Below are 19319 nucleotides of genomic sequence, written 5' to 3'. Positions count from 1 at the left end.
GAACGTCCCCTGTGGCGGGTGCGGCTTGGCTCGGACGGTCGGCGGGCCGATAATCGGCCGTATGGCTCAGCGGTGCGGCGGCGAGGTGGAGCAGGTGCGGCGTCCGCTCCCCCGGCCACCCGGTGTGCGGCGCGCGAGCGGTCTGATCGATCTGCAACGCCTGGTGGGGAACCGGGCAGCCGCGCGGGCCGTGTCGGGAGTGACGGTGCCCGCGCCCGTGCAGCGCTACACTTTGCGGCCGGTCACGCACAACGATGACGCGCACCGGCTCCGCGCGGGCCAACTGGGGTCCGAGGCGAACGTGGCGGTGGCGTACCCGACGAAGCCCGATGGGACGGAGACGGCTCCGGTCACCTCGTGGAGCGCTCACGGCGGGGATCACGCGGAGATCGGCGCGATCAAGAAGACCGGGATCGCCAGGGCGCGGGGGCCGCGGGTCGGGGACTGGGTTGGTCGGGTCTACACCGAGTTGGAGCCGTGCCCGAGGTGCAAGACCGACCTGGGGAGGCTGCTCGACGACGACGCGGTGGTGGAGTACACCGGGTGGTACGAGAACCAGTGGAGCCACGCCCAGGGCACGTTGAAGACCCGCGCCAAGAGCATCGCCGAGCTCGACTTCCTGCTCGACAACGCCGCCGCGGCTGGACTGTCCACAGCGGACCTGCAAGCCGAGTCGGCCCGGCTCAAGGCGATCGGGCTCGACCAGAAGACCACGCCGTATCCCCGCGACTCCGTCGCCGCGGGCCGTGCGGTTTTCGCCGCGGGCGCCGCGACCCTGTACCGGGCGTTGCTCACCGCCGAGCTCGGTCGACACCCGGCGATCCCGGGAGACCAGTCCAGATCGCTGCTGTACCAGGCGAACGACACCCGGCACTACGACAAGTACCTGTCGGTCCAGAGCAAGATCCGGGAGCAGGCCCGCAAAGCCGCCGCACCAACCGTTCCCGCTCCCGCGCGCACCTCGCTCGCCATCCCGCGGCCGCGCACCCCCACCCCCGCGCTCGGGCCGTTCGCCGCCGCGACCGCGGGCTCCGGGGTCAAGCGCGGCGCGACCGGCGTCCTGGACGGCCAGCCGCCCGCCAAGCAGGCCAGGACCGACCCCGCCACCACGGCCCAGATCGGGTACCTCACAGACCTCGCGCGCAAGCACGGAACCCGGTTCACCACCGACTACGACCGAGCCATCGCGGGGACCGGCCTCGCCGCCCGCCAGGCGGGCGAGACGATCAACGCCCTGCTCGCCCGGCTCACCAGGCCCGCCGCGTCCACCCTGATCAACCTGCTCACGCAGCCGGGCACCACCCTGGCGCGGCAGTAGTCGGTCCGGGATCTAGCGGCGCATCGTCAGGGCCAGAACTGCACGTCCGCTCAGCCTTCATAGCCGACGAAGACCTCGGCGGCCTCTCCACCTAACATCAACCGCCGCCCCGCCTGAGCACAACACACCTGCTGAATCGGGGAACCGCAGCGCCGCCGCACCGGGGCAGACCTTCGACAAACCCGACCCAGCTTGTCCGGCGAACCACTGTCACACCGACCAGTGTCTCGTTTCCCGTGCGGCACAAGTGCGGCGAGTAGACGACTTCGCGCGGGAGCGGGTCACCACTCGACGTTGGCGAAGGGGGTTAGCCAGCCGACTCGTTTGCCTTCGATGATGGCGAAGCCGCCGTGGAGGCCGTAGCAGGGGGTGCCGTCCTGGAGGGTGGCGAGGACCGGGGCGCCGCTGTCGCCGACGGTGGTGGGTTGGGTGTAGTCGACGACGACGACGTTGCGGGCGAGTTCGCCGGTTGTGCCGTCGCGGACGTCGGCGTTCTTGTGCAGGACCTTGCCGGTCACCGCGCCGCTGGTCGCGCCCTGCAGCACGACGTCCGCGCCGATGTCGGGCAGGCCGGGCTTGTCGAACTTCACCGTGATGGTGGCGTTGTCACTGACCCACACCCCGCCCACCTTGGCGGGAACGCCGACCGACCCGCTGACCACCGCCAGGTCCGCGCCGTCGGCGAACAGGTTGGTCTCCACGACGCCCGCGATGAGCGCCAGTTCCGGCTGCCCGACGATGTCGCCGGGGTTGCCGACCGCGTGCCCGGCGGTCACGAACCGGAACAGCGGTCCGTCTGCGCTGATGACCAGCCCCAACGTGGCTCCCGCGAGCCGGTCGACCCCCCGCCTGCCCTCGACGCGGATTCCGCCGACCAGCGGCCGGACCTGCTTGTTACCCGCTGCGGGCATCTGCTGCCTCCCAAGACCACGACCTCACCGACCCCGGATAGCTACCACCCGCCACCGCGGGACCACCAGGCGAACCGCCAGGACACGCGACAATTCGACTGGTTCGCCCCGACCCCGTAATGCCCGCCCCGGCTCGCGGGGGACTAGGCGGAATCCTGACGGAGAAGCCAGGCCAGAATCACCTCGTTCACCTCGTCCGGCTTCTCCTGCTGGACCCAGTGACCGCAATCAAGGCTGGCCACCTCCACATTCGGCACGAACTCCGCCAGGTTCGCCGACTTCGCGATGACATCCCGGTCGCCGTAGATCATGAGCGCGGGCTGGTGGATGATCGGGTTCGCGTCCGCCAGCAGGTGCCAGTTGCGGTCGAGGTTCCGGTACCAGTTCACACTGCCGGTGAACCCCGTCGATTCGAAGGCGGAGACGAACACGGCCAGTTCGTCGTCGCTCATCAGGGGGTCGCCGAGGGGGGTTCGCGCTCGGGCGAGGTCGATCAGCGCCATGCCCGGCTGGGGCTCTCGGGGAGGCTCGTTCTTGCGGAAGATGTTGCGGAGGAACTGGGACGTGTTCTCGTCGAACACGGCATCCGCGACGCCGGGCTGTCGGGTGAAGTGGACGAAGTAGAAGTCGCCGCCGAACACCTCTTCCATGAACTCCAGCCAGGGCCGTTCGCCGCGCTCCATGTAGGGCAGGCTCAGGTTGACCACCTTGTTCACGCGGTGCGGATGCAACAAGGTCAGGCTCCACACGACCATCGCACCCCAGTCGTGACCGACGAAGGTGGCATCCTCGTACCCGAAGTGATCGAGGAGCGCGACGAGGTCACCCGACAGGTGCGTGATGTCGTAGTCCGTCACCTCGGCCGGACGCGACGAGTTCCCGTAACCCCGCTGGTTCGGGACGATGACGTGGTACCCCGCCGCGGCGAGGGCGGGGATCTGGTAGCGCCACGAGAAGGCGTGCTCGGGCCAGCCGTGGCAGAGCACGATGGGCTTTCCCGCGTTGTGCCTGCCCGCTTCGAAGACCTCGAGCTCGACACCGTTGACGGAGATCAGGGTGGGCTCGGGGAAGTCGGTTGGATCAAAAATCGTCATGTCGTCATCCTGCCGAGCTAAACCGGTCACCTCATGACCGGTTTACGTGGCAGTGTTGCCACCGTGCGAACCGACCGGCTGGTGGCCATCCTCCTGATGCTGCAACGGCGCGAGCAGACGACGGCGGCGGAGGTCGCCCGCGAGCTGGAGGTCTCCGAGCGCACCGCGCGCCGCGACCTCGACGCCCTGGCCATGGCCGGGGTGCCCGTGTACGCCACGCAGGGCCGGGGCGGCGGTTGGCGGCTCGTGGGCGGCGCCCGCACCGACCTGTCCGGGTTGACCGCGAGCGAGGCCCGCGCCCTGTTCCTGGTCGCGGGCCAGGCATCAGCCGCGACGCCCGCCGTGAAAGCCGCGCTGCGCAAGCTCGTGCAGGCCCTGCCGGAGCCCTTCCGGGTACAGGCGGAGGCAGCAGCGTCGTCCCTGGTCGTCGACCCGCAGCGATGGGGGTCGAGCCCGGTCGAGCCCAGAGCACCCCACTTCCTCGACCAGCTCCAGGACGCGGTGATCCGCGGCGTCCAAGTGCGACTCGGCTACCTCGACCGCGAGGGCACCGAGACCGAGAGAACGGTCCACCCGCTGGGCATCGTCGCCAAAGGACCCTCGTGGTACCTCGTCGCCAACACCGACGCGGGCCGACGCACCTTCCGCGTCGACCGCGTCACCGCCGCCACCCCGACCGACGACCCCGCCCACCGCCCCGACGACTTCGACCTGGCCACGAGCTGGCGCGAGATCGCCGACGAGGTCGACCGCAAACGCACCCCCCTGGAAATCCGGGCGGTATGTACACCCCCCGGAATAAGCGTCCTTCGAATAGCTTTCGGCAACCGCCTAGAGGTGGGAGGCCCGACAACCGACGGCCGCATCGAGGTCGTCATCCGCGGCCACAACGAATACATACTCGCAGGCGAACTAGCCGGCCTCGTCGAATGGACCGAGGTGACGAGCCCACCAGCCGTAAGAGACCGCCTAGCCTCAATCGGCAACGCCCTCGTCAAGCTATACAACTAAAACCAGCCCACGGCGTAGAAGTGCACACCTTGAACGCGTCCGCGCCGAAAACATATCCCGGACGTGGTCGAACCCGATCCCGATCACCTTGTACACCGTCCGGATCGTCGCAATGCAAGGCCACGGCTCGAGACTCGAGCCCGCCTGCCCTGGTGACACCCACGCCCGCTGTACAGTGGCCGTCCCGTTGTCCTGGGCGAGGGCGGATCAATGGAAGTCCACAGCCAGCCGTGTTGTGCGCATATGACCACGAACGTGCTGGCCTCGACCGTGGTGCACGGTCCGGTCATCCAGGCGGGCACCATCGTGGTCGGCAACGCCACGCGTCCGGTGCCCCGACAACTCCCCGCCTCGCCTCGCAGGTTCGTCGGCAGGCAGCGCGAGATGGCGGAGCTCGATCGTCACCTGGCCGGATCGGCGACATCAGCGGTCGTCATCACCGGTACCGGGGGCATCGGCAAGACGTCGCTCGCCCTGGCGTGGGCCAACCGCAACTCGCCGGGGTTCCCGCAGGGGCACCTGTTCGTGGATCTGCTGGGCTTCAGCCCCACCGAGCGACCGGCGCGGCCGCTGGATGTGCTCGGCGGGTTCCTCGACGCGCTGGGCGTTGACCGTGCGCGCCAACCTGACGAGCTCGAACTCCGGGCCGCACTTTACCGGAGCCTGGTCGCGGACAAGCGAGTGCTCGTCGTGCTGGACAACGCCGCGGGCACCGAGCAAGTAGTCCCGCTGCTCCCCGGTGAGCGGGGGTGCGCCGTGGTGATCACCAGTCGCAATCACCTGCGCGGTGTGGTCGTCCGCCACGGCGCCGTGCCCTTGCGTCTCGGCACGCTCGCAGGCGCCGACTCGCGTGACCTGCTGGTCGCCGGGCTGGGCGGAGATGTCACTGCGGACACCGAGGCGGTCAGCGAGGTGATCCGCTTGTGCGGCGGACTTCCCCTCGCGCTGAGCCTCATAAGCTCGGAACCGCGGGCGCCGTTGGCGGACATCGTCGCAGAACTCAGGGCGGTGGGACTGGACGCGTTGGACTCTCCGGAACCAACCGCGAGCCTGCCCGCGGTGCTCTCGTGGTCGCTTCGGCACCTGACGGCCGGGCAACGCCGCGTGTTCGCGTTGATGGCCATCGCCCCTGGTCCCAACGCGGGCCTGCACACCGTCGAGCACCTCGTGGGTCTCCCCCTCCAGGACACCTACCGAACGCTCGGCGCCCTCGTCGAGTCGTCACTGGTCCACCGCACGCCGGAGGGGCGCTACGCGATGCACGACCTCGTGCGGGCCTACGCCAAGACGGTGGCCGACGATACGCCCGTCGAGGTGCGAGAGTCCGCCCTGTGTCGGGTCTTCGCCTACTTCACCCGAACCGCGCATTCGGCAGACCACGTCCTCAATCCCCATCGCGATCCCATACCGCCGCCGAGTACCTCTCCGCCCGAGGTGCCGTTCGGCACCGCGGCCGCCTGGGCATGGCTCAGCGCCGAGCACGCCTGCCTGTTGGCGGCGCAGCGCGTCGCGGGCGACCAAGGGCACCCGCACACCGTCTGGTGGCTGGCGTGGGGTGTGGACACCTTCCACTTTCGACGCGGGTACCGCGATGACCGGGTCGCGGTATGGGAGTCCGCGGTCGAGGCCGCTCGTCACCTCCCGGAACAGGACCGCCTCGCCATCGCCCACCGGTACTGCGGGCTCGCCCACGCCGAGGTGGGGCGCCACGAAATGGCCTTCGACCACCTGCGGCACGCGCTCGACCGTGCCCACCACGGCGGGGACCAGACCCAGCGGGCGCGGGCGCACCAGGCATTCGCCTGGGTGTGGGGTTTGCTGGATGCCGACCGACTGGCCTTGTGGCACGCCTGCCGCGCACTTGACCTCTTCCACGTGCTCGACAACTCCATGTGGCAGGCCGCCGCGCTCAACACGATGGGGTGGCACGCCGCGCGACTGGGCGACTTCGACTCAGCCCGTGAGCACTGCCGGGCCGCTCTGGCGTTGTTCCGTGCACGCGACAACCCGAATGGCGAAGCGGCCACCCTCGACAGCCTCGGTTACATCGAGCACCACTGCGGCAACCACGCCAGTGCCGTCGACCACTACCGCCAGTCCCTCGAGTTGCGGTCGATCGCGGGCAACGCGTACCGGATCGCCAACACCCTGGACGGGCTCGGCCACCCCTACGCCGCGCTAGGCCAGGTCGAGCAAGCCCGAGCCGTGTGGCGGGAAGCGTTGGCGCTGTACCGCGAGCAAGGACGATCAGCGGACAGCGTCCGCGTGCAGGACAACCTCGATCGCGTCGACCCTCCGGGACTGAGTCAGGCTCCGTGAGTCGCCAGTCGGGTTCCTTGTCGGTGTCAGGATCCCGGCGCGGATATAGCCTTGTCGCCCGTCCACGCGGTCAGGTCACGGCCGTGCGGGATTCCGGATTCCAGAAGGCCGTGTGAGTCGTGTCGGCCTCCGGGAAGCGCTCACCAGCAACGACCACCAAGTGCAGGTGAGCCTGTCACCAGGGCGCTGGTCCTGCGTCGTCGAGGAAGGTGCCTGTTGGGCCGTTGGCGGGCAGGGTCGCGAGGTGGATGGCGATCGCCGCGCCCTGGTGGGGGTGCGGGTGCCTTGGAGGCCGTTGGTTCGGTGGCGGTGAAGCCGGGGCAGGCGGAGTTGATGAGGATGTTGGTGTCGCCCAGTTCCTTGGCTTACTGGACGGTGACGGCGTTGAGGAAGGTCTCGGACGCCAGGTACGCGGTGGGGACCGGGCCCATGTCGATGCCCGGGGTGGTCTGCAGGACGAGCGAGCCGACGCTGCGGGACATGTTGACGATCCGCGGCGATGTCCAGCGGCGCAGCACGGGCAGCATCGCGTTGGTGACGCGGATGACCCCGATAACGTTGGTCTCCACGACGGCCCGCACGGTCGCGGCGTCGACCGTGGTGGGCGTCTGCGGTACACCGCCGGTGATCGCGGCGTTGTTGACCAGCACGTCGAGCCCTCCGGCGCGGTCGGCGACCAACTCGGCCGCGGCCGCCACACTCGCGTCGTCCGCCACGTCCAGCGGGACACCGAACGCGTCGACCCCGGCCTCGCGCAGCCTTGCCACCGCGGTGTCGCGGCACTGTTGATCCCACGCGCCCACGCCGATCCTCCAGCCGAGGGCTCCCGGACCCGCCGCGATCTCGTATCCGATCCCCTTGTTCGCGCCGGTCACCGGCGCGATCGCCTGTCCACTCATGTCATCAAGCGTGGTGCGGTCCCGGCGGGGACGTCCAAGACCGGCTGGGTGGGCGGCGATACCGTACGGGTATCGGTCGTGGTGGACCTGGATACGATGGCGTGGTGGAGACGCGGGAGTTGCGGTACTTCGTCGCCGTCGCGGAGGAGCTGCACTTCGGGCGGGCGGCGCCGCGGCTCGCCATGGCGCGGCCACCGCTGTCGCGGGCGATCCAGCAGCTCGAGCGGCGACTGGGAGTGGTTCTGCTGCACCGCACCGCTCGCGTGGTCGCCCTGACCGAGGCCGGGTCGGTGCTCCTGCGGGAGGCCCGGGTCGCTCTCGACGCGGTCGAGGCCGCCGAGCGCCGCACCCGCCGAACAGCCCGGTGTGGTGCTGGCGACGAAGGCCGGGGCGTCCAGCGAGCTGTTGTCGAAGCTGGTGGACGCCTACGCCGCCGAGCCCGGCGCGGTCGCCGTCGAGGTGGTGCTGTGCGGGCCCGGCGAGCAGGAGAGGCTGCTGCGCGACGGGCGGGCCGACGTCGCCCTGCTCCAGCGGCCCTTCGACACGACGGCCGGGCTCGACACCGAGGACCTGCACACCGAACAGCAGGTCGTGGTCCTGCCCGCGGGGCGTCCCATGGCCAACCGGCCCCGGCTGTCGATGGCCGAGGTCACCACCCTGGCGGATCTGCCCCTGCCGCGCTGGCCTCGACGGGACGGGAGCAATCCGGACGGACCTGGCCCGCGGGTGCGCGACCACACCCAGCTGTTCCAGTTGATCGCGCTCGGACGGGCCTGCGCGGTCGTGTCCGAGTCCGACCGAACCCACCTGCGCGACGATCACGCGACGGTGCCGGTGCCGGACGCACCCGCCGTCACGACCGTCATCGCCTGGCCGCCGCACAGCAGGTCCAAAGCCGTCGCCGACCTCGTCCACACCGCGACACGCCGCTAGCTTCCCAGCCTGGGTCGGTCAGTTCCCTTGGTGGAACACGCTGAGCTCGCCGTAGGTCGACAGTGCGGCCGGCAGGTCGTTGGATCCGTTGCGGAGGACGGAATCCAGGAACGCGAGACTGGCAGCGGCGACGACGCGTGGGCTCTCGGTGCGGCCGAGTGAGCCGACAATCGAGGGCACTGGCGGCAGGTACAGGGGGCCGTCCATGAAGGTGAGGTGGGCGGCGCCGGGGATGGTGAGGCGGTAGTTCGTTGCTGTGCCGCGGGTGAGCACGTCGGTGAGTTGGGGTAGGTAGCGCGGGTCGGTGTCCGGGGTGATGGCCTGGGTGAGCGCGAGCGTGGGCTGGGCGAGGTCGGGCGTCAGGGGGCCGCGGGGGTAGCCGTCCAGGTCGATGACGGCGTCGAAGCGGTGGTCCTGTCTGGCCGCCTGCAGTGCGGCGGCGCCGCCCATGGAGTGGCCGGTCGCGGCGACGTGGCCGGTGTCCAGGTGCCCGGCCAAGGGGTCGGTGCCTCGGTCGAGACCTTCCAGCCGGGTCAGCGCGAAGCCGAGGTCGGCGGCCCGGATCGCGGTCCAGTCCTCGGCCAGTCGGTCGTCCTGGTCGCGGTCGCCGGTGGAGACGGTCGCGCTGGTGATCGTCCGGCCGTCGTCGAGGACCACCACGGCGGAGTCGTACGGGTGGTCGAGCGCGGCGACGACGTAGCCGTGGCTGGCGAGGTCCTCGGCCCACGCGGTGTTCTGGGTGCGCACCCCGCTGGACCCCGGCGAGAACAGCACGACCGGGAACCGCCCGTCCGCCACCGGGGCGTCGGGAACCGCGTGGGTGCGGGCGCGGGGAACACCGTCGAACAGGAAACCCGGCAGGCCGACGCCGCCCGCGAGTGCCTCGGCGACGGTGCGCGCCTCGTCCTCGGTGCGTCCGAGGTACTGGGCAGGCGGTGCGTCCGTCAAACCCCTCCGCGCGGGGTACCAGAGCTGGGCCACGACCGTGCGCCGGTCACCCGGATCGGTGGTGAAGGTCTCGGGGCGGTCCGGGTCGGTCCACTGCAGCACGCGGGTGCCGACCGCGTGGCCGCCCGTGGGCTCCGGGAGGACGGGGACGGGAAAGGCCCACGCCGCCACGGGGCCGATGATGATCAGGCAGGCGCAGGCCACCGTTCCCGGCAACGCCATCCACCAGCGCATCCGCCGGGCACGGCCTCGCACCAGCGGGAAGACGGCGAACAGCGCCGCGACGACCGCGGCCGCCAGCACCGGCAGGAGCTGCCAGCGGAGCCCTGTCACGCAGAGTGACAACGCGGCCAGCAGGAACACGGCCCCAGCCGCGATGGTGACGCGTGGGCGGGCAGCGGCAGGCAGCCAACGCGCTACCACCAGCGCGAGGGCACTGAGCACCGTCAAGACTTCTAGTGGGGACAGGTTCAGTCCCGTGATGATGTCGGTCACCTGGCCATGTTCAGCGCCGGGCTCGTGCGCCCACATCGCTCCCCCGACGCGACCTCGTGCCGTCTCCAGTGGCAATCGAGCATCCCGGATCAGCGGCCGGATTGCGACCACGGGAGGTACTGGGACTCCTACCGTGGTCGCAATCCAACCCCGCCATCGTCATACGGTGGGCTCATGTGCGCGGCCGGGCCGTCGACCTACCATCGCAGTGTGATGACCGAGCGGCTCTGGGCGTCCCGGCTGTCGCGGGCGGTGTGGGACTCGCTGCTCCCCGCGCTTCTCCTGCTGCACGTCCTGACCATGTGGACACCGGTGGCCGCCGGGCTCACCGCCGCGCTCGCGCTGCCCTTGGTGTGGCGGCGCCGGGCCCCGCTCACGGTGTTCGGCGCGGTGGCGGCCGCGGCCTTCGTCCAGTGGCTTGTGGACGTTCAGCTGCCCGCGAGCGCCGCGCTGCTGGTGGCTCTGTACACAGTGGCCGCGAACTCGACCAGGCGCGTCACACTCGTCGCCGCCACCGCGGTGGAGATCGGGGCCGTCCTCGCCTGCCTGCGCTGGGCGACCGACGGCGCGTTCCTGACCCCGTTCGCCGCGCTCACCGCGATGGTCGTCGCCGCGGCTGTCCTCGGTGTGAACGACCGGACCACGCGCGCCTACCTGGAAGCCTTGCGGGAACGGGCCGTTGCCGAGGAAAGGGCCAGGATCACCAGAGAGATGCACGACATCGTCACCCACAACCTGTCGGTCATGGTCGCGCTCACCGACGCCGCCGTCCACGCGCGGCACCGGTCGCCGGACAAGGCCACCACCGCGATGCTCCAGGTCTCCGAAACGGGCAGGCAGGCGCTGACCGACATGCGGCGCTCACTCGGCGTCCTGCGCACCGACGAGCCGGACGCGGCGCGCCACCCGCTGCCCGGCATCGCGCAACTGGAGACCCTCGCGGGCCAGATGTGCGCCGCCGGGCTCCCGACCGGCCTCGCTGTTGACGGCGATCACGCGCACATACCCGCGTCCGCGCAACTGACCGTGTACCGCTTGGTACAGGAAGCCTTGACCAACACCCTCAAGCACACACCCACCGGTACACACGCGACAGTCCACATCGAGTGCGCGGCTGAGACAGTCACCGTCGACGTCACGGACACCGGCCCTGTTTCCCCTGTCGCCGCTTGCGGCCACGGCATCACCGGCATGCGCGAGCGTTCGGCAGTCTATGGGGGGACGGTGTCGGCCGGGCCACTTCCCGGCGGCGGCTGGGGAGTGCACACCCGCCTCGTCTTCGGCGGCTCGGCGGTGTCCACGTGATCCGCGTCCTGATCGCCGACGACGAGGCGTTGCTGCGCATGGCGTTCAGCATGGTCCTGGACGCCGAGCCGGACCTGACCCCGGTCGGCGAGGCCGAGAACGGCGCCACCGCCATCCGCCTCGCCGCCGACCTGCACCCCGACGTCGTGCTCATGGACGTCCGCATGCCGGGCACCGACGGCATCGAGGCGACCAGGCAGATCACCCGGACCTGCCCGCGGACCAGGGTGCTGATCCTCACCACCTTCGACCTGGACGAGTACGCCTTCGCCGGGCTCAAAGCCGGGGCATCGGGCTTCCTGCTGAAGAACGCCCGACCCGGGGAACTGCTCACCGCGATCCGCACCGTGGCCGCGGGCGAGGCCGTGGTCTCCCCGCGCATCACCCGCCGCCTGCTGGAGAGGTTCCGCCCGCACATCCCCGACGCCACCACCGCCGCCCGCGACGAACGGCTGACCAAGCTCAGCGCCCGCGAGCGCGAGGTGCTCGTCCAGGTGGGCTCCGGCCTGTCCAACGCCGAGATCGCCACCACCCTGAACCTCGCCGAGGCGACCGTGAAGTCCCACCTGGGCCGAATCCTGCACAAACTCGAACTCCGCGACCGGATCCAGGCCGTGATCTTCACCTACGAGAGCCGCCTCATCCACCCGGCGTGACGTCCGTGCCTGGTGCTCGCTGAACACGACGACGGCCCCTGCGGCGACTTCCTGCCCTACGGCTTGGCCTACGACTCCCCCGGACCAGACAGTCCGGTGTAGTCCGGCAGGTCGACGCCGTTGATCGCGCGGTCGATCAGGGCGGTGAGTGCTTCCATGTCCGGCTCCTGGGCGGGTTCGGCGTCGGGCTCGGGAATGGCGCGGCTCTGCGCGTGCAGCCTGCCGATCTCCTGGTTGGCCTCGACGAACGAGCGCATGCGGGCCTCGTAGGCGGCGAACCCCGCCGTCGGGTCCCACCCGGCGGTGGCCAGTTCCCCGGCGAGCAGGTAGGCGCCGACCAGGGCCAACCCGGTGCCCGCTCCGGACATCGGGGACGAACTGAACGCGGCGTCGCCGAGCAGGGCCACCCGGCCGGTCGACCAGCGGTCCATCACCACCTGGGCCACCTGGTCGAGGTAGAAGTCCGGGGTGTCGTCCAGGTGCGCGAGGATGCGCGGGGTCAACCAGCCCAGACCGGTCATCTGCTCGCGCAGCAGCTGTTTCTGGCCCTCGACGTCGCGGTGGTCGACGGCGAAGTCGGCCGCGGGGAAGGAGAACATCGCCATCGCCCTGGTGGCGTCCTTGATGGGCCGCAGGCCCGCGGACCGGGCGGACTCGTGGTCCTGGTACTCGAGGAACCAGCGGTCCAGCCCGAACTCGTTGGGCACGCTGTAGAAGGCCAGCACGAGCCCGAGGTGGCGGACGAACCTCTCGCGCGGCCCGAACACCATCGCGCGCAGCGCCGAGTGCAGCCCATCCGCACCGATCACCAGGTCGAACCGCCGCCGATCACCGCTGGCGAAGGTCACATCGACCCCATCCACGTCCTGGGTGAGTTCGGCGATCCGGTCGCCGAAGACGTACTCGACGCCGTCCCGCGTGTCGTCGTAGAGCACCTGCGACAGGTCCCCGCGCAGGATCTCGATCTCCGCGATGAACCCGTCACCACCGTCGTCATCCGCGCGGTAGGTCTCCAGCACGGTCCCGTCGACGTCCACGGTGTGCGCGCCCTCGGTGTCCGTGCAGGCCGCGCGCACCGCCGCGTCGAGCCCCATCCGCCGGATGACCTCCTTGGCCACCCCGCGCGCGTCCACCGCCTGCCCGCCAGGGCGCAGCCCGGGAGCCCGCTCCACGACGGTCACCTCGGCCCCCCACCGCCGCAACCAATGGGCCAACGCGGGACCCGCGATGCTCGCCCCGGCCACCAACACCCTGTTACCGCTCATCACGGCCCCCGATCGCCCGTCCGAATGACGATGCGGAGTGTATGCGCCCCCACCGACATCTCGCGTCAACACGGTCGAGAGGGGCAGGGCCGTGGGTGGTCGAACCACCCAGCCCGGAGGAGGCGCGAGCATCCGATGTGGAGTGCGCTGACACCGGAGAACACCACGACATCAAGGAGTTGACCGCATGGGTGCGTTGGCGATCTGGTGGTCCGGGACGGCGTCCGGCGCGGGGGCGAGAGCGCGGGGAGGTGCGCGGGCGGGGAGAAGGCGTTGAGCGAGACCGTCGACCGACCGCGGGCGGCGCCCAAGAACTGGATCTCCTGGGTCGCCCTCGCGCTGATGACGACCAGTTCGGTGGCCAGCCTGCGGCCCGCGCCAACCATGGCCGTCTACGGACTGGCCTGCGTGTTCCTCTACCTCATCCCGGCTCTGGTGTTCCTGCTGCCCACGTCGCTGGTCTCGGCCGAGCTCGCCTCGGGCTGGAAGGGCGGCGTCTACAACTGGGTGGCCCGCGGCATCTCCAAGCCCATGGGGTTCCTCGCGGTCTGGTGCCAGTTCGCGATGACGATCTTCTACTACCCCAGCCTGCTCGGCTACGTCGCCAGCACGCTCGCCTACGTGGTCAACCCCGCGCTGGCGGGCAACGGCCTGTGGACGGCGTCGGTCATCGTGATCACCTACTGGGCGGGCGTGTGGGTCTCCGCGCGCGGCACCAAGAGCGTCGCCGGGCTCGCGAGCGGCGGGCTGGTCATCGGCACCCTCGTGCCCGGCGCGCTGCTGGTGCTGCTGGCGTTCGTGTTCCTCGGTCAGGGCAACGCGCCCGCCGCGCCGATGACCGCCGAGCACCTGCTGCCCGCGTGGACCGGGCTGGCCAGCCTGGTGCTGATCGTCAACAACTTCCTGTCCTACTCGGGCATGGAGATGAACGCGGTGCACGTCTCGTCGCTGCGCGATCCGGGCAAGGGCTTCCCGCGCGCCATGTTCCTCGCGATGGGCCTGGTGCTGCTGATCTTCATCCTGCCCGCGCTGGCCATCAGCTGGGTGATCCCGGCCGACCAGCTCTCCCTGACCGCCGGGGTGATGCAGGCGTTCGACGCGGTGTTCGCGCACTTCGGCTGGCAGTTGCTCACCCCGGTGGTCGGGATCATGCTGGTCCTCGCCTCGCTCGGCGGCATGCTGACCTGGCTGGCCGGACCGTCCAAGGGCCTGCTGCTGATCTCGCGCCAGGAGGGCTACCTCCCGCCGTACCTGCAGCGGCTCAACCGCAACGGGGTGCAGCAGAACATCCTCGTCGTGCAGGGCGTGATCACCACCGGGATCGCGCTGCTGTACGCGTTCATCCCGGACGTCTCCAGCGCGTACTGGATCTTCTCGGTGATCACCACGCAGGTGTACCTGATCACCTACCTGCTGCTGTTCGTCGCCGCGGTCCGGCTGCGGCGCAGGGAACCCGAGCACCCCAGGGGGTTCCGGGCGCCGGTGCTCGTCGGCCTGTGCGGGATCGGGTTCACCGCCTCCCTCGCCGCGCTCCTGGTCGGGTTCATCCCACCGTCGCAGTTCGGGTCCGGCAACACCGGGGTGTACCTGCTGATCGTCGCGGGTGGCGCGATCGGCCTCGGAGTCGTTGTGCCCCTGCTGTTCTACCGGCTGCGCAAGCCCTCGTGGAAGACGGAGGTGACGGCGTGAACGACCCCCGTACGCGAACCGCGGTGGAACTCGAGGCACACATCGCGGGCCTGATGCCGTTGGCACGAACGGAACTCGGCGAGCTCGTCGCGTTCCAGTCGGTGGCCGACCCCAGGCAGTACCCCCGCGCGGAGTGCGAACGGGCCGCGGAGTGGGTTCGCGCCAGGTTCGCCGAACTCGGTTTCGCCGACGCGCGCACGATCACCACGGCGGACGGGAGCGATGCCGTGGTGGGTTCGCGGCCCTGCGCGGATCCCGAAGCACCGACGGTGCTGCTCTACGCCCACTACGACGTGCAGCCCCCGCTCGACGAGGCGGCTTGGCGCACACCACCGTTCCAGCTCAGCGAGGTCGACGGCCGCTGGTACGGCCGGGGAAGCGCGGACTGCAAGGGCAACATCGTCATGCACCTCACCGCGCTGCGCGCCCTGGACGGGGACATCCCGGTACACCTCAAACTGGTGGTGGAAGGCTCTGAGGAACAGGGCACGGGTGGGCTCGAACAGCTCGTCGCGGCCGAGCCGGACCTGCTGCGCGCGGACGCGATCCTGGTGTGCGACACCGGGAACGCCGCCCTGGGCCGACCGGCGACGACGATCAGCCTGCGCGGCATGGTCAACGTCGTCGTCACCGTCGAGGCGCTGTCCGCGCCGCTGCACTCGGGCATGTTCGGCGGTGCGGCGCCGGACGCGCTCGCCGCGCTGGTGCACATGTTGGCGACACTGCGCGACCGCGCCGGGAACACCACGGTGCGGGGGCTGCGGTCCGACCAGAACTGGTCCGGTGAGCAGTACCCGCTCGACCGGTTCCGGCGGGACGCGGGCGTGCTCGAAGGTGTCGACGTGCTCGGCACGGTCTCAGACATGCTCTGGGCCCGTCCCGCCGTGACCATCCTGGGCATCGACTGCCCGCCGGTCGTCGGCTCGGCTGCGGCCATCAGCCCACGGGCATCAGCACGCCTCAACCTGCGCGTGCCGCCCGGTACCGACCCCGTCGACGCCGAGGCGGCGCTCACGTCGCACCTGCGCGCGGCGGCCCCGTGGGGCGTGCGGACCACGGTCGAGACGGAGGCGACCGGGGCACCGTTCCGCGCCGCGCAGGACGGTCCGGCCTACCGGGCCGTGGCCGCGGCGATGGGCGAGTCCTACGGCACACCGATGACCACCCTGGGGCAGGGCGGCTCGATCCCGCTCTGCGCGGTCCTGGCCGACACCTACCCGGCAGCCGAGATCATCCTCATGGGCGTCGAGGAACCGCGGTCGCTCATCCACGCGCCCAACGAAAGCGTGTCACCGGCGGAGATCGCGGGCATGGCGCTCGCCGAGGCGCTGTTCCTCCGGCGCTACGCCGACCTGTACGCCGCGTGACCGCTCGCCCGTGGTCGTCGCGCTTGCTCCACTACCGGCGGTGGACCGGCGAGCGGGACCTCGCGCACGCGATCTACGGGACCGTCGTCGGCGCCGCCGCGATGGCCACCGCGAGCGCGCACAGCACGCTCGGCGGGGTCGTCGTGACGGTCCTGGTAACCGTCACCGTCTACTGGGTGGCGGAGCGGTACGCGCAAGCACTGGCCGCGGCGGCCCGAGGCCCGGGCCGCCGCGACAGGCTGCTCTCTGTGCTGCGCCAAGGGTGGCCGACAGTCGAGGCCGCCCACACACCACTAGCCGTGCTCGTTCTCTTCGTGCTCGCCACCGACGAACTACGCACCGGCGTCATCGTCGCGCTGACGGTATCGACCACAATGCTCGGCGCCTTGGGACACACAGCCGCCCGACGAGCCGGCGCGACCCGACTAGTGGCCGTCTTGTGCACCGCGGGCAGCACCGTCCTGGGCGTCGCCGTGATCCTGCTCAAAACGCACCTGCACTGAAGGCACGCCGGGGTCGGTCAGATTCCGGCGATCTGGAGCAGGATGGTGCCGTCCTGTGTGGTGAGACCGCCGGGTGTGAGGCACTGCAACGGGTTCACGAGGGCGTAGATCCAGGTGATGGTGGCGCTGGCGCCGGTGAACTCGCCCGCGGTGACGGTGCCGGTGGCGGTGTTCTGGGTGATGCCGCCGTGGCGGTCAGGGTGCTGGCGAGGCCGGTGAGGGTGGAGGTCTGGCTGTTGTTCCAGTGGATGGTGAGGCTGCCGCCGCCCGCGGGGTTGACCTCGACGTAGTTGCAGGCGGCGCCCGGGGCTGGGTAGGAGTAGGCGCCGCCGGTGATGACGCTGGTGAGGGTGGGGTCGGTGGAGGTGCAGGATGGGACGGTGTCGGTTTCGGTCACGGTGACGGTCTGCGGGGTGAGGGTCAGGCCGGGGGTGTAGGTGACGTGGCTGCTGCCGGTGCAGGTGACCGAGCCGACAGCGGCGTGCGCGGCAGGCGCCGGGAGCAGGGCGCACAGCGCGATCAGTGCGGCGATCGCGCCTGCCCGGCGCCAGGACCGGGCCGCCGCCGTGCGTCGACCGGGGTGGGTGGCGGTGTTCATCGAGGTCTCCGTTTCGCGGCTGTCCGTCCGGCTGGTTGTCGCGGCCGGTTTCCTACTGACCCCAGGTGCATGAGCCGAGAGGAAGCAGGTGCGGCCGCAGGCGCACCTGTCCATTGTGGTCAGCAGCTGCTGGTGGTGTCGCCTGTGTCGACGGTGCAGGTGTCGGTGCCGAGGCCGCCGTTGGCGGTGTCGCCGCCCGCGCCGTCCTGGACGTCGATGGTGTCGTTTCCGTTGGCGCCGCTCATGGTGTCGGTGCCGTCGTGGTCGACCAGGATGTCGTTGCCGTTCTGACCGTCGAGGTCGTCGTTGCCGGGGCCGCCGTAGACGTGGTCGTTGCCGTTGTCGAACAGGTAGAGCAGCGACCCGAGGAAGGTTTCGCCGTAGTTGGTGTCGTTGCCCGCCTCGCCGTAGAGGTAGTCGGCGCCGTTGCCGCCGCCCATGACGTCGTCGCCGTCACCGCCGTAGAGCGTGTCGTCGCTGTTGCCGCCATCGATGATGTCGTCGCCCGTACCGGCGTAGATGGTGTCGTCGCCGTTGCCGCCGTCGATGTCGTCGTTGCCCGCGCCGCCGAAGATCGTGTCGTTGTTGTTGCCGCCGTTGATGGTGTCGTTGCCACCCAGGCCGCAGATGACGTCGTTGCCGTTGCCGCCATTGAGGGTGTCGTCACCGGGGGTGCCGGTGATGGTGCAGCCCAATGCGTTGTTCACGGTGGTGGACTGCGCGGCGGTGTTGTTGCCGCTGCTCGGGTCCGTTTCGGTGGCCGATGCCGTCGAGGTGGCGGTGATCGTGCCGGTGGCCGACGGGGTGACCGAGATCGTCACGGTCGCCGAACCCGACGCCGCGATGGCGCCGAGGGTGCAGGACACGGTGGGCGCGGACACCGTGCACGAACCCTGTGAGGAGGTGGCGGAGTTGATGGTGCGGTTGGCGCCCGACAGGGTGGTCGACACCGCTACCCCGGTCGCACCGGAAGGTCCGGCATTGGCCACGCTTACCGTGTAGGTGTAAGGAGAACCGCCGAGGGAGACCGGGTCGGCGGAGTCGGTGACCGCCACCGACACGTCCGCGCCGGGCGGCGCGGTCGAGATCGACCAGTCGGTGGGAACCGCGCCGGAGTTGCCGTAGATGATGTTCTTGCCGGTGCCGTCCGCGTTCATCGACAGCAGGCCGTAGCTCTGGCGGAAGGCGACGATCTTGGTGCCATCGGGGGACCAGACCGGGGAGAACTCGTTCTCGCCGTTGTCGGAGAGGTTGGTCAGGTTCGAGCCGTTGGCGTCGATGGTGTGGACCTGCGCGGGGAAGCCGGTCCGGAACATCGCGAAGGCGATCTTGGTGCCGTCCGGGGACCAGTCCGGCTCACCCGCCGCCTGGGTGAGGTCCACCGAGGTCAGCGTGGTGTCCCCGGTCCCGTCGATGTTGATCGTGTGGATGTTCCCCGTGCCGATGTAGGCGATCTTGGTGCCGTCCGGTGACCACGACATGCTGGTCCCGGACACGCCCAGCGAGAACGGGTCGGTGCCGTCGGGGTCGATGGTCGTGATGTACCCGCCGATGACGTAGACGAGCCGGTCACCGGCGGGCGACCAGGCCAGCGAGTGGGGGAAGGCCGCGGAACCGCTGGTGATCCCGGTGACGTTCGTCCCGTCGGGGTCCATGGTGTAGACCTCCCGGCTCCCCGACTGGCTGCTCAGGAACGCGACCTTGGTGCCGTCCCCGTTGACCCGCGGTTCGGAGGAGGTACCGCCGCTGCTGGTGAGCTGGGTCGGGTTGCCGCCGTCGGGGTCGACCGCGTACACCTCGCCGGACAACCGGAGATAGATCTTGCCGTTGACACCGGGGAACGCGGCGTGCGCCGGGACTGCCGCGGCCACCAGCGACGCCAGCACCAGCGACATCACAGAGCCGAGAACACGCAGTCGCCGCGCGGGAGTGGAATGTGGTCCGGATCTTCTGCGGATGGACAAGATAGCCTCGATTCGACGTGGCGAGCAGTTGTCCTCACGGTTTC

Annotated in this window: 14 protein-coding genes and 2 pseudogenes; 9 read left to right on the top strand and 7 right to left on the bottom strand. The window is 70.3% G+C overall.

Going from position 1 to position 19319, the window contains the following annotated elements; translation table 11 throughout:
- Positions 1-61: 61 nt before the first annotated feature.
- On the top strand, positions 62-1318 hold the full coding sequence (locus CLV68_RS31300) for a nucleic acid/nucleotide deaminase domain-containing protein (protein ID WP_121394601.1): 1257 nt from the start codon (positions 62-64) through the stop codon (positions 1316-1318).
- Positions 1319-1599: 281 nt separating this feature from the next.
- Here the strand turns inward: CLV68_RS31300 and CLV68_RS31295 are convergent, their stop codons facing one another.
- On the bottom strand, positions 1600-2229 hold the full coding sequence (locus CLV68_RS31295) for a chymotrypsin family serine protease (RefSeq protein ID WP_121394600.1): 630 nt from the start codon (positions 2227-2229) through the stop codon (positions 1600-1602).
- A gap of 143 nt (positions 2230-2372) precedes the next feature.
- A complete protein-coding gene (locus tag CLV68_RS31290) occupies positions 2373-3323 on the bottom strand; it encodes an alpha/beta fold hydrolase (protein ID WP_246010210.1) in 951 nt (316 codons plus the stop codon).
- 63 nt (positions 3324-3386) lie between these two features.
- Between CLV68_RS31290 and CLV68_RS31285 the strand changes: the two genes are divergently transcribed.
- Together CLV68_RS31285 and CLV68_RS31280 are read left to right on the top strand one after the other, a co-directional pair.
- On the top strand, positions 3387-4334 hold the full coding sequence (locus CLV68_RS31285) for a helix-turn-helix transcriptional regulator (RefSeq protein WP_121394599.1): 948 nt from the start codon (positions 3387-3389) through the stop codon (positions 4332-4334).
- Positions 4335-4577: 243 nt separating this feature from the next.
- Positions 4578-6653, top strand: coding sequence for an ATP-binding protein (locus CLV68_RS31280; RefSeq protein ID WP_121394598.1), 2076 nt, complete (start codon positions 4578-4580; stop codon positions 6651-6653).
- 175 nt (positions 6654-6828) lie between these two features.
- Here CLV68_RS31280 and CLV68_RS31275 read toward each other — a convergent pair.
- Positions 6829-7552, bottom strand: a pseudogene (locus tag CLV68_RS31275) (SDR family NAD(P)-dependent oxidoreductase).
- Positions 7553-7656: 104 nt separating this feature from the next.
- On the opposite strand from CLV68_RS31275, the pseudogene CLV68_RS31270 reads away from it, so the two are divergent.
- Positions 7657-8485 (top strand): annotated as a pseudogene (locus tag CLV68_RS31270) (LysR family transcriptional regulator).
- An 18-nt stretch (positions 8486-8503) separates the two neighbouring features.
- Here CLV68_RS31270 and CLV68_RS31265 read toward each other — a convergent pair.
- Entirely contained in the window at positions 8504-9928 is a 1425-nt protein-coding gene (locus tag CLV68_RS31265) for an alpha/beta hydrolase family protein (RefSeq protein WP_246010209.1), read from the bottom strand.
- Between the two features lie 213 nt (positions 9929-10141).
- Between CLV68_RS31265 and CLV68_RS31260 the strand changes: the two genes are divergently transcribed.
- Positions 10142-11233 (top strand): sensor histidine kinase, encoded by a 1092-nt coding sequence (locus CLV68_RS31260; protein WP_121394664.1) that lies wholly within the window; start codon positions 10142-10144, stop codon positions 11231-11233.
- A complete protein-coding gene (locus tag CLV68_RS31255; RefSeq protein ID WP_121394596.1) occupies positions 11230-11889 on the top strand; it encodes a response regulator in 660 nt (219 codons plus the stop codon). The genes CLV68_RS31260 and CLV68_RS31255 overlap by 4 nt, the downstream gene beginning before the upstream one ends.
- A gap of 68 nt (positions 11890-11957) precedes the next feature.
- On the opposite strand, the gene CLV68_RS31250 is transcribed toward CLV68_RS31255, so the two are convergent.
- Positions 11958-13154: an FAD-dependent monooxygenase gene (locus CLV68_RS31250; protein ID WP_170224698.1), complete on the bottom strand. Its 1197-nt coding sequence runs from the start codon at positions 13152-13154 to the stop codon at positions 11958-11960.
- A 273-nt stretch (positions 13155-13427) separates the two neighbouring features.
- Here CLV68_RS31250 and gadC point away from each other — a divergent pair, with 273 nt between their 5' ends.
- Genes gadC through CLV68_RS31235 form a run of 3 tightly spaced genes read left to right on the top strand, consistent with a single transcriptional unit; the run spans position 13428 to position 16713 of the window.
- Positions 13428-14843 carry a glutamate/gamma-aminobutyrate antiporter GadC gene (gadC, locus tag CLV68_RS31245; protein WP_121394595.1) on the top strand — a complete coding sequence of 472 codons (1416 nt, stop codon included), beginning with the start codon at positions 13428-13430 and terminating at the stop codon, positions 14841-14843.
- The gene (locus CLV68_RS31240; RefSeq protein WP_281274716.1) at positions 14840-16210 is read left to right on the top strand and encodes a dipeptidase; all 1371 of its coding nucleotides are present in this window, start codon (positions 14840-14842) and stop codon (positions 16208-16210) included. Before gadC ends, CLV68_RS31240 begins: the two co-directional genes overlap by 4 nt.
- Complete coding sequence (locus CLV68_RS31235; RefSeq protein WP_121394593.1) at positions 16207-16713, top strand: hypothetical protein; 507 nt, start codon at positions 16207-16209, stop codon at positions 16711-16713. Before CLV68_RS31240 ends, CLV68_RS31235 begins: the two co-directional genes overlap by 4 nt.
- Before the next feature lie 94 nt (positions 16714-16807).
- Here the strand turns inward: CLV68_RS31235 and CLV68_RS31230 are convergent, their stop codons facing one another.
- Both CLV68_RS31230 and CLV68_RS31225 read right to left on the bottom strand, forming a co-directional pair.
- Positions 16808-17311: a hypothetical protein gene (locus CLV68_RS31230; protein WP_121394592.1), complete on the bottom strand. Its 504-nt coding sequence runs from the start codon at positions 17309-17311 to the stop codon at positions 16808-16810.
- Positions 17312-17430: 119 nt separating this feature from the next.
- Positions 17431-19206, bottom strand: coding sequence for a DUF11 domain-containing protein (locus tag CLV68_RS31225; protein WP_170224697.1), 1776 nt, complete (start codon positions 19204-19206; stop codon positions 17431-17433).
- Between the last annotated feature and the right edge of the window lie 113 nt (positions 19207-19319).

Source organism: Actinokineospora cianjurensis (assembly GCF_003663795.1).
GTDB classification, from domain to species: Bacteria; Actinomycetota; Actinomycetes; order Mycobacteriales; family Pseudonocardiaceae; genus Actinokineospora; species Actinokineospora terrae.
The sequence above is the reverse complement of the archived record's forward strand: the minus strand, read 5'-3'. Positions and strand labels throughout refer to the sequence as shown.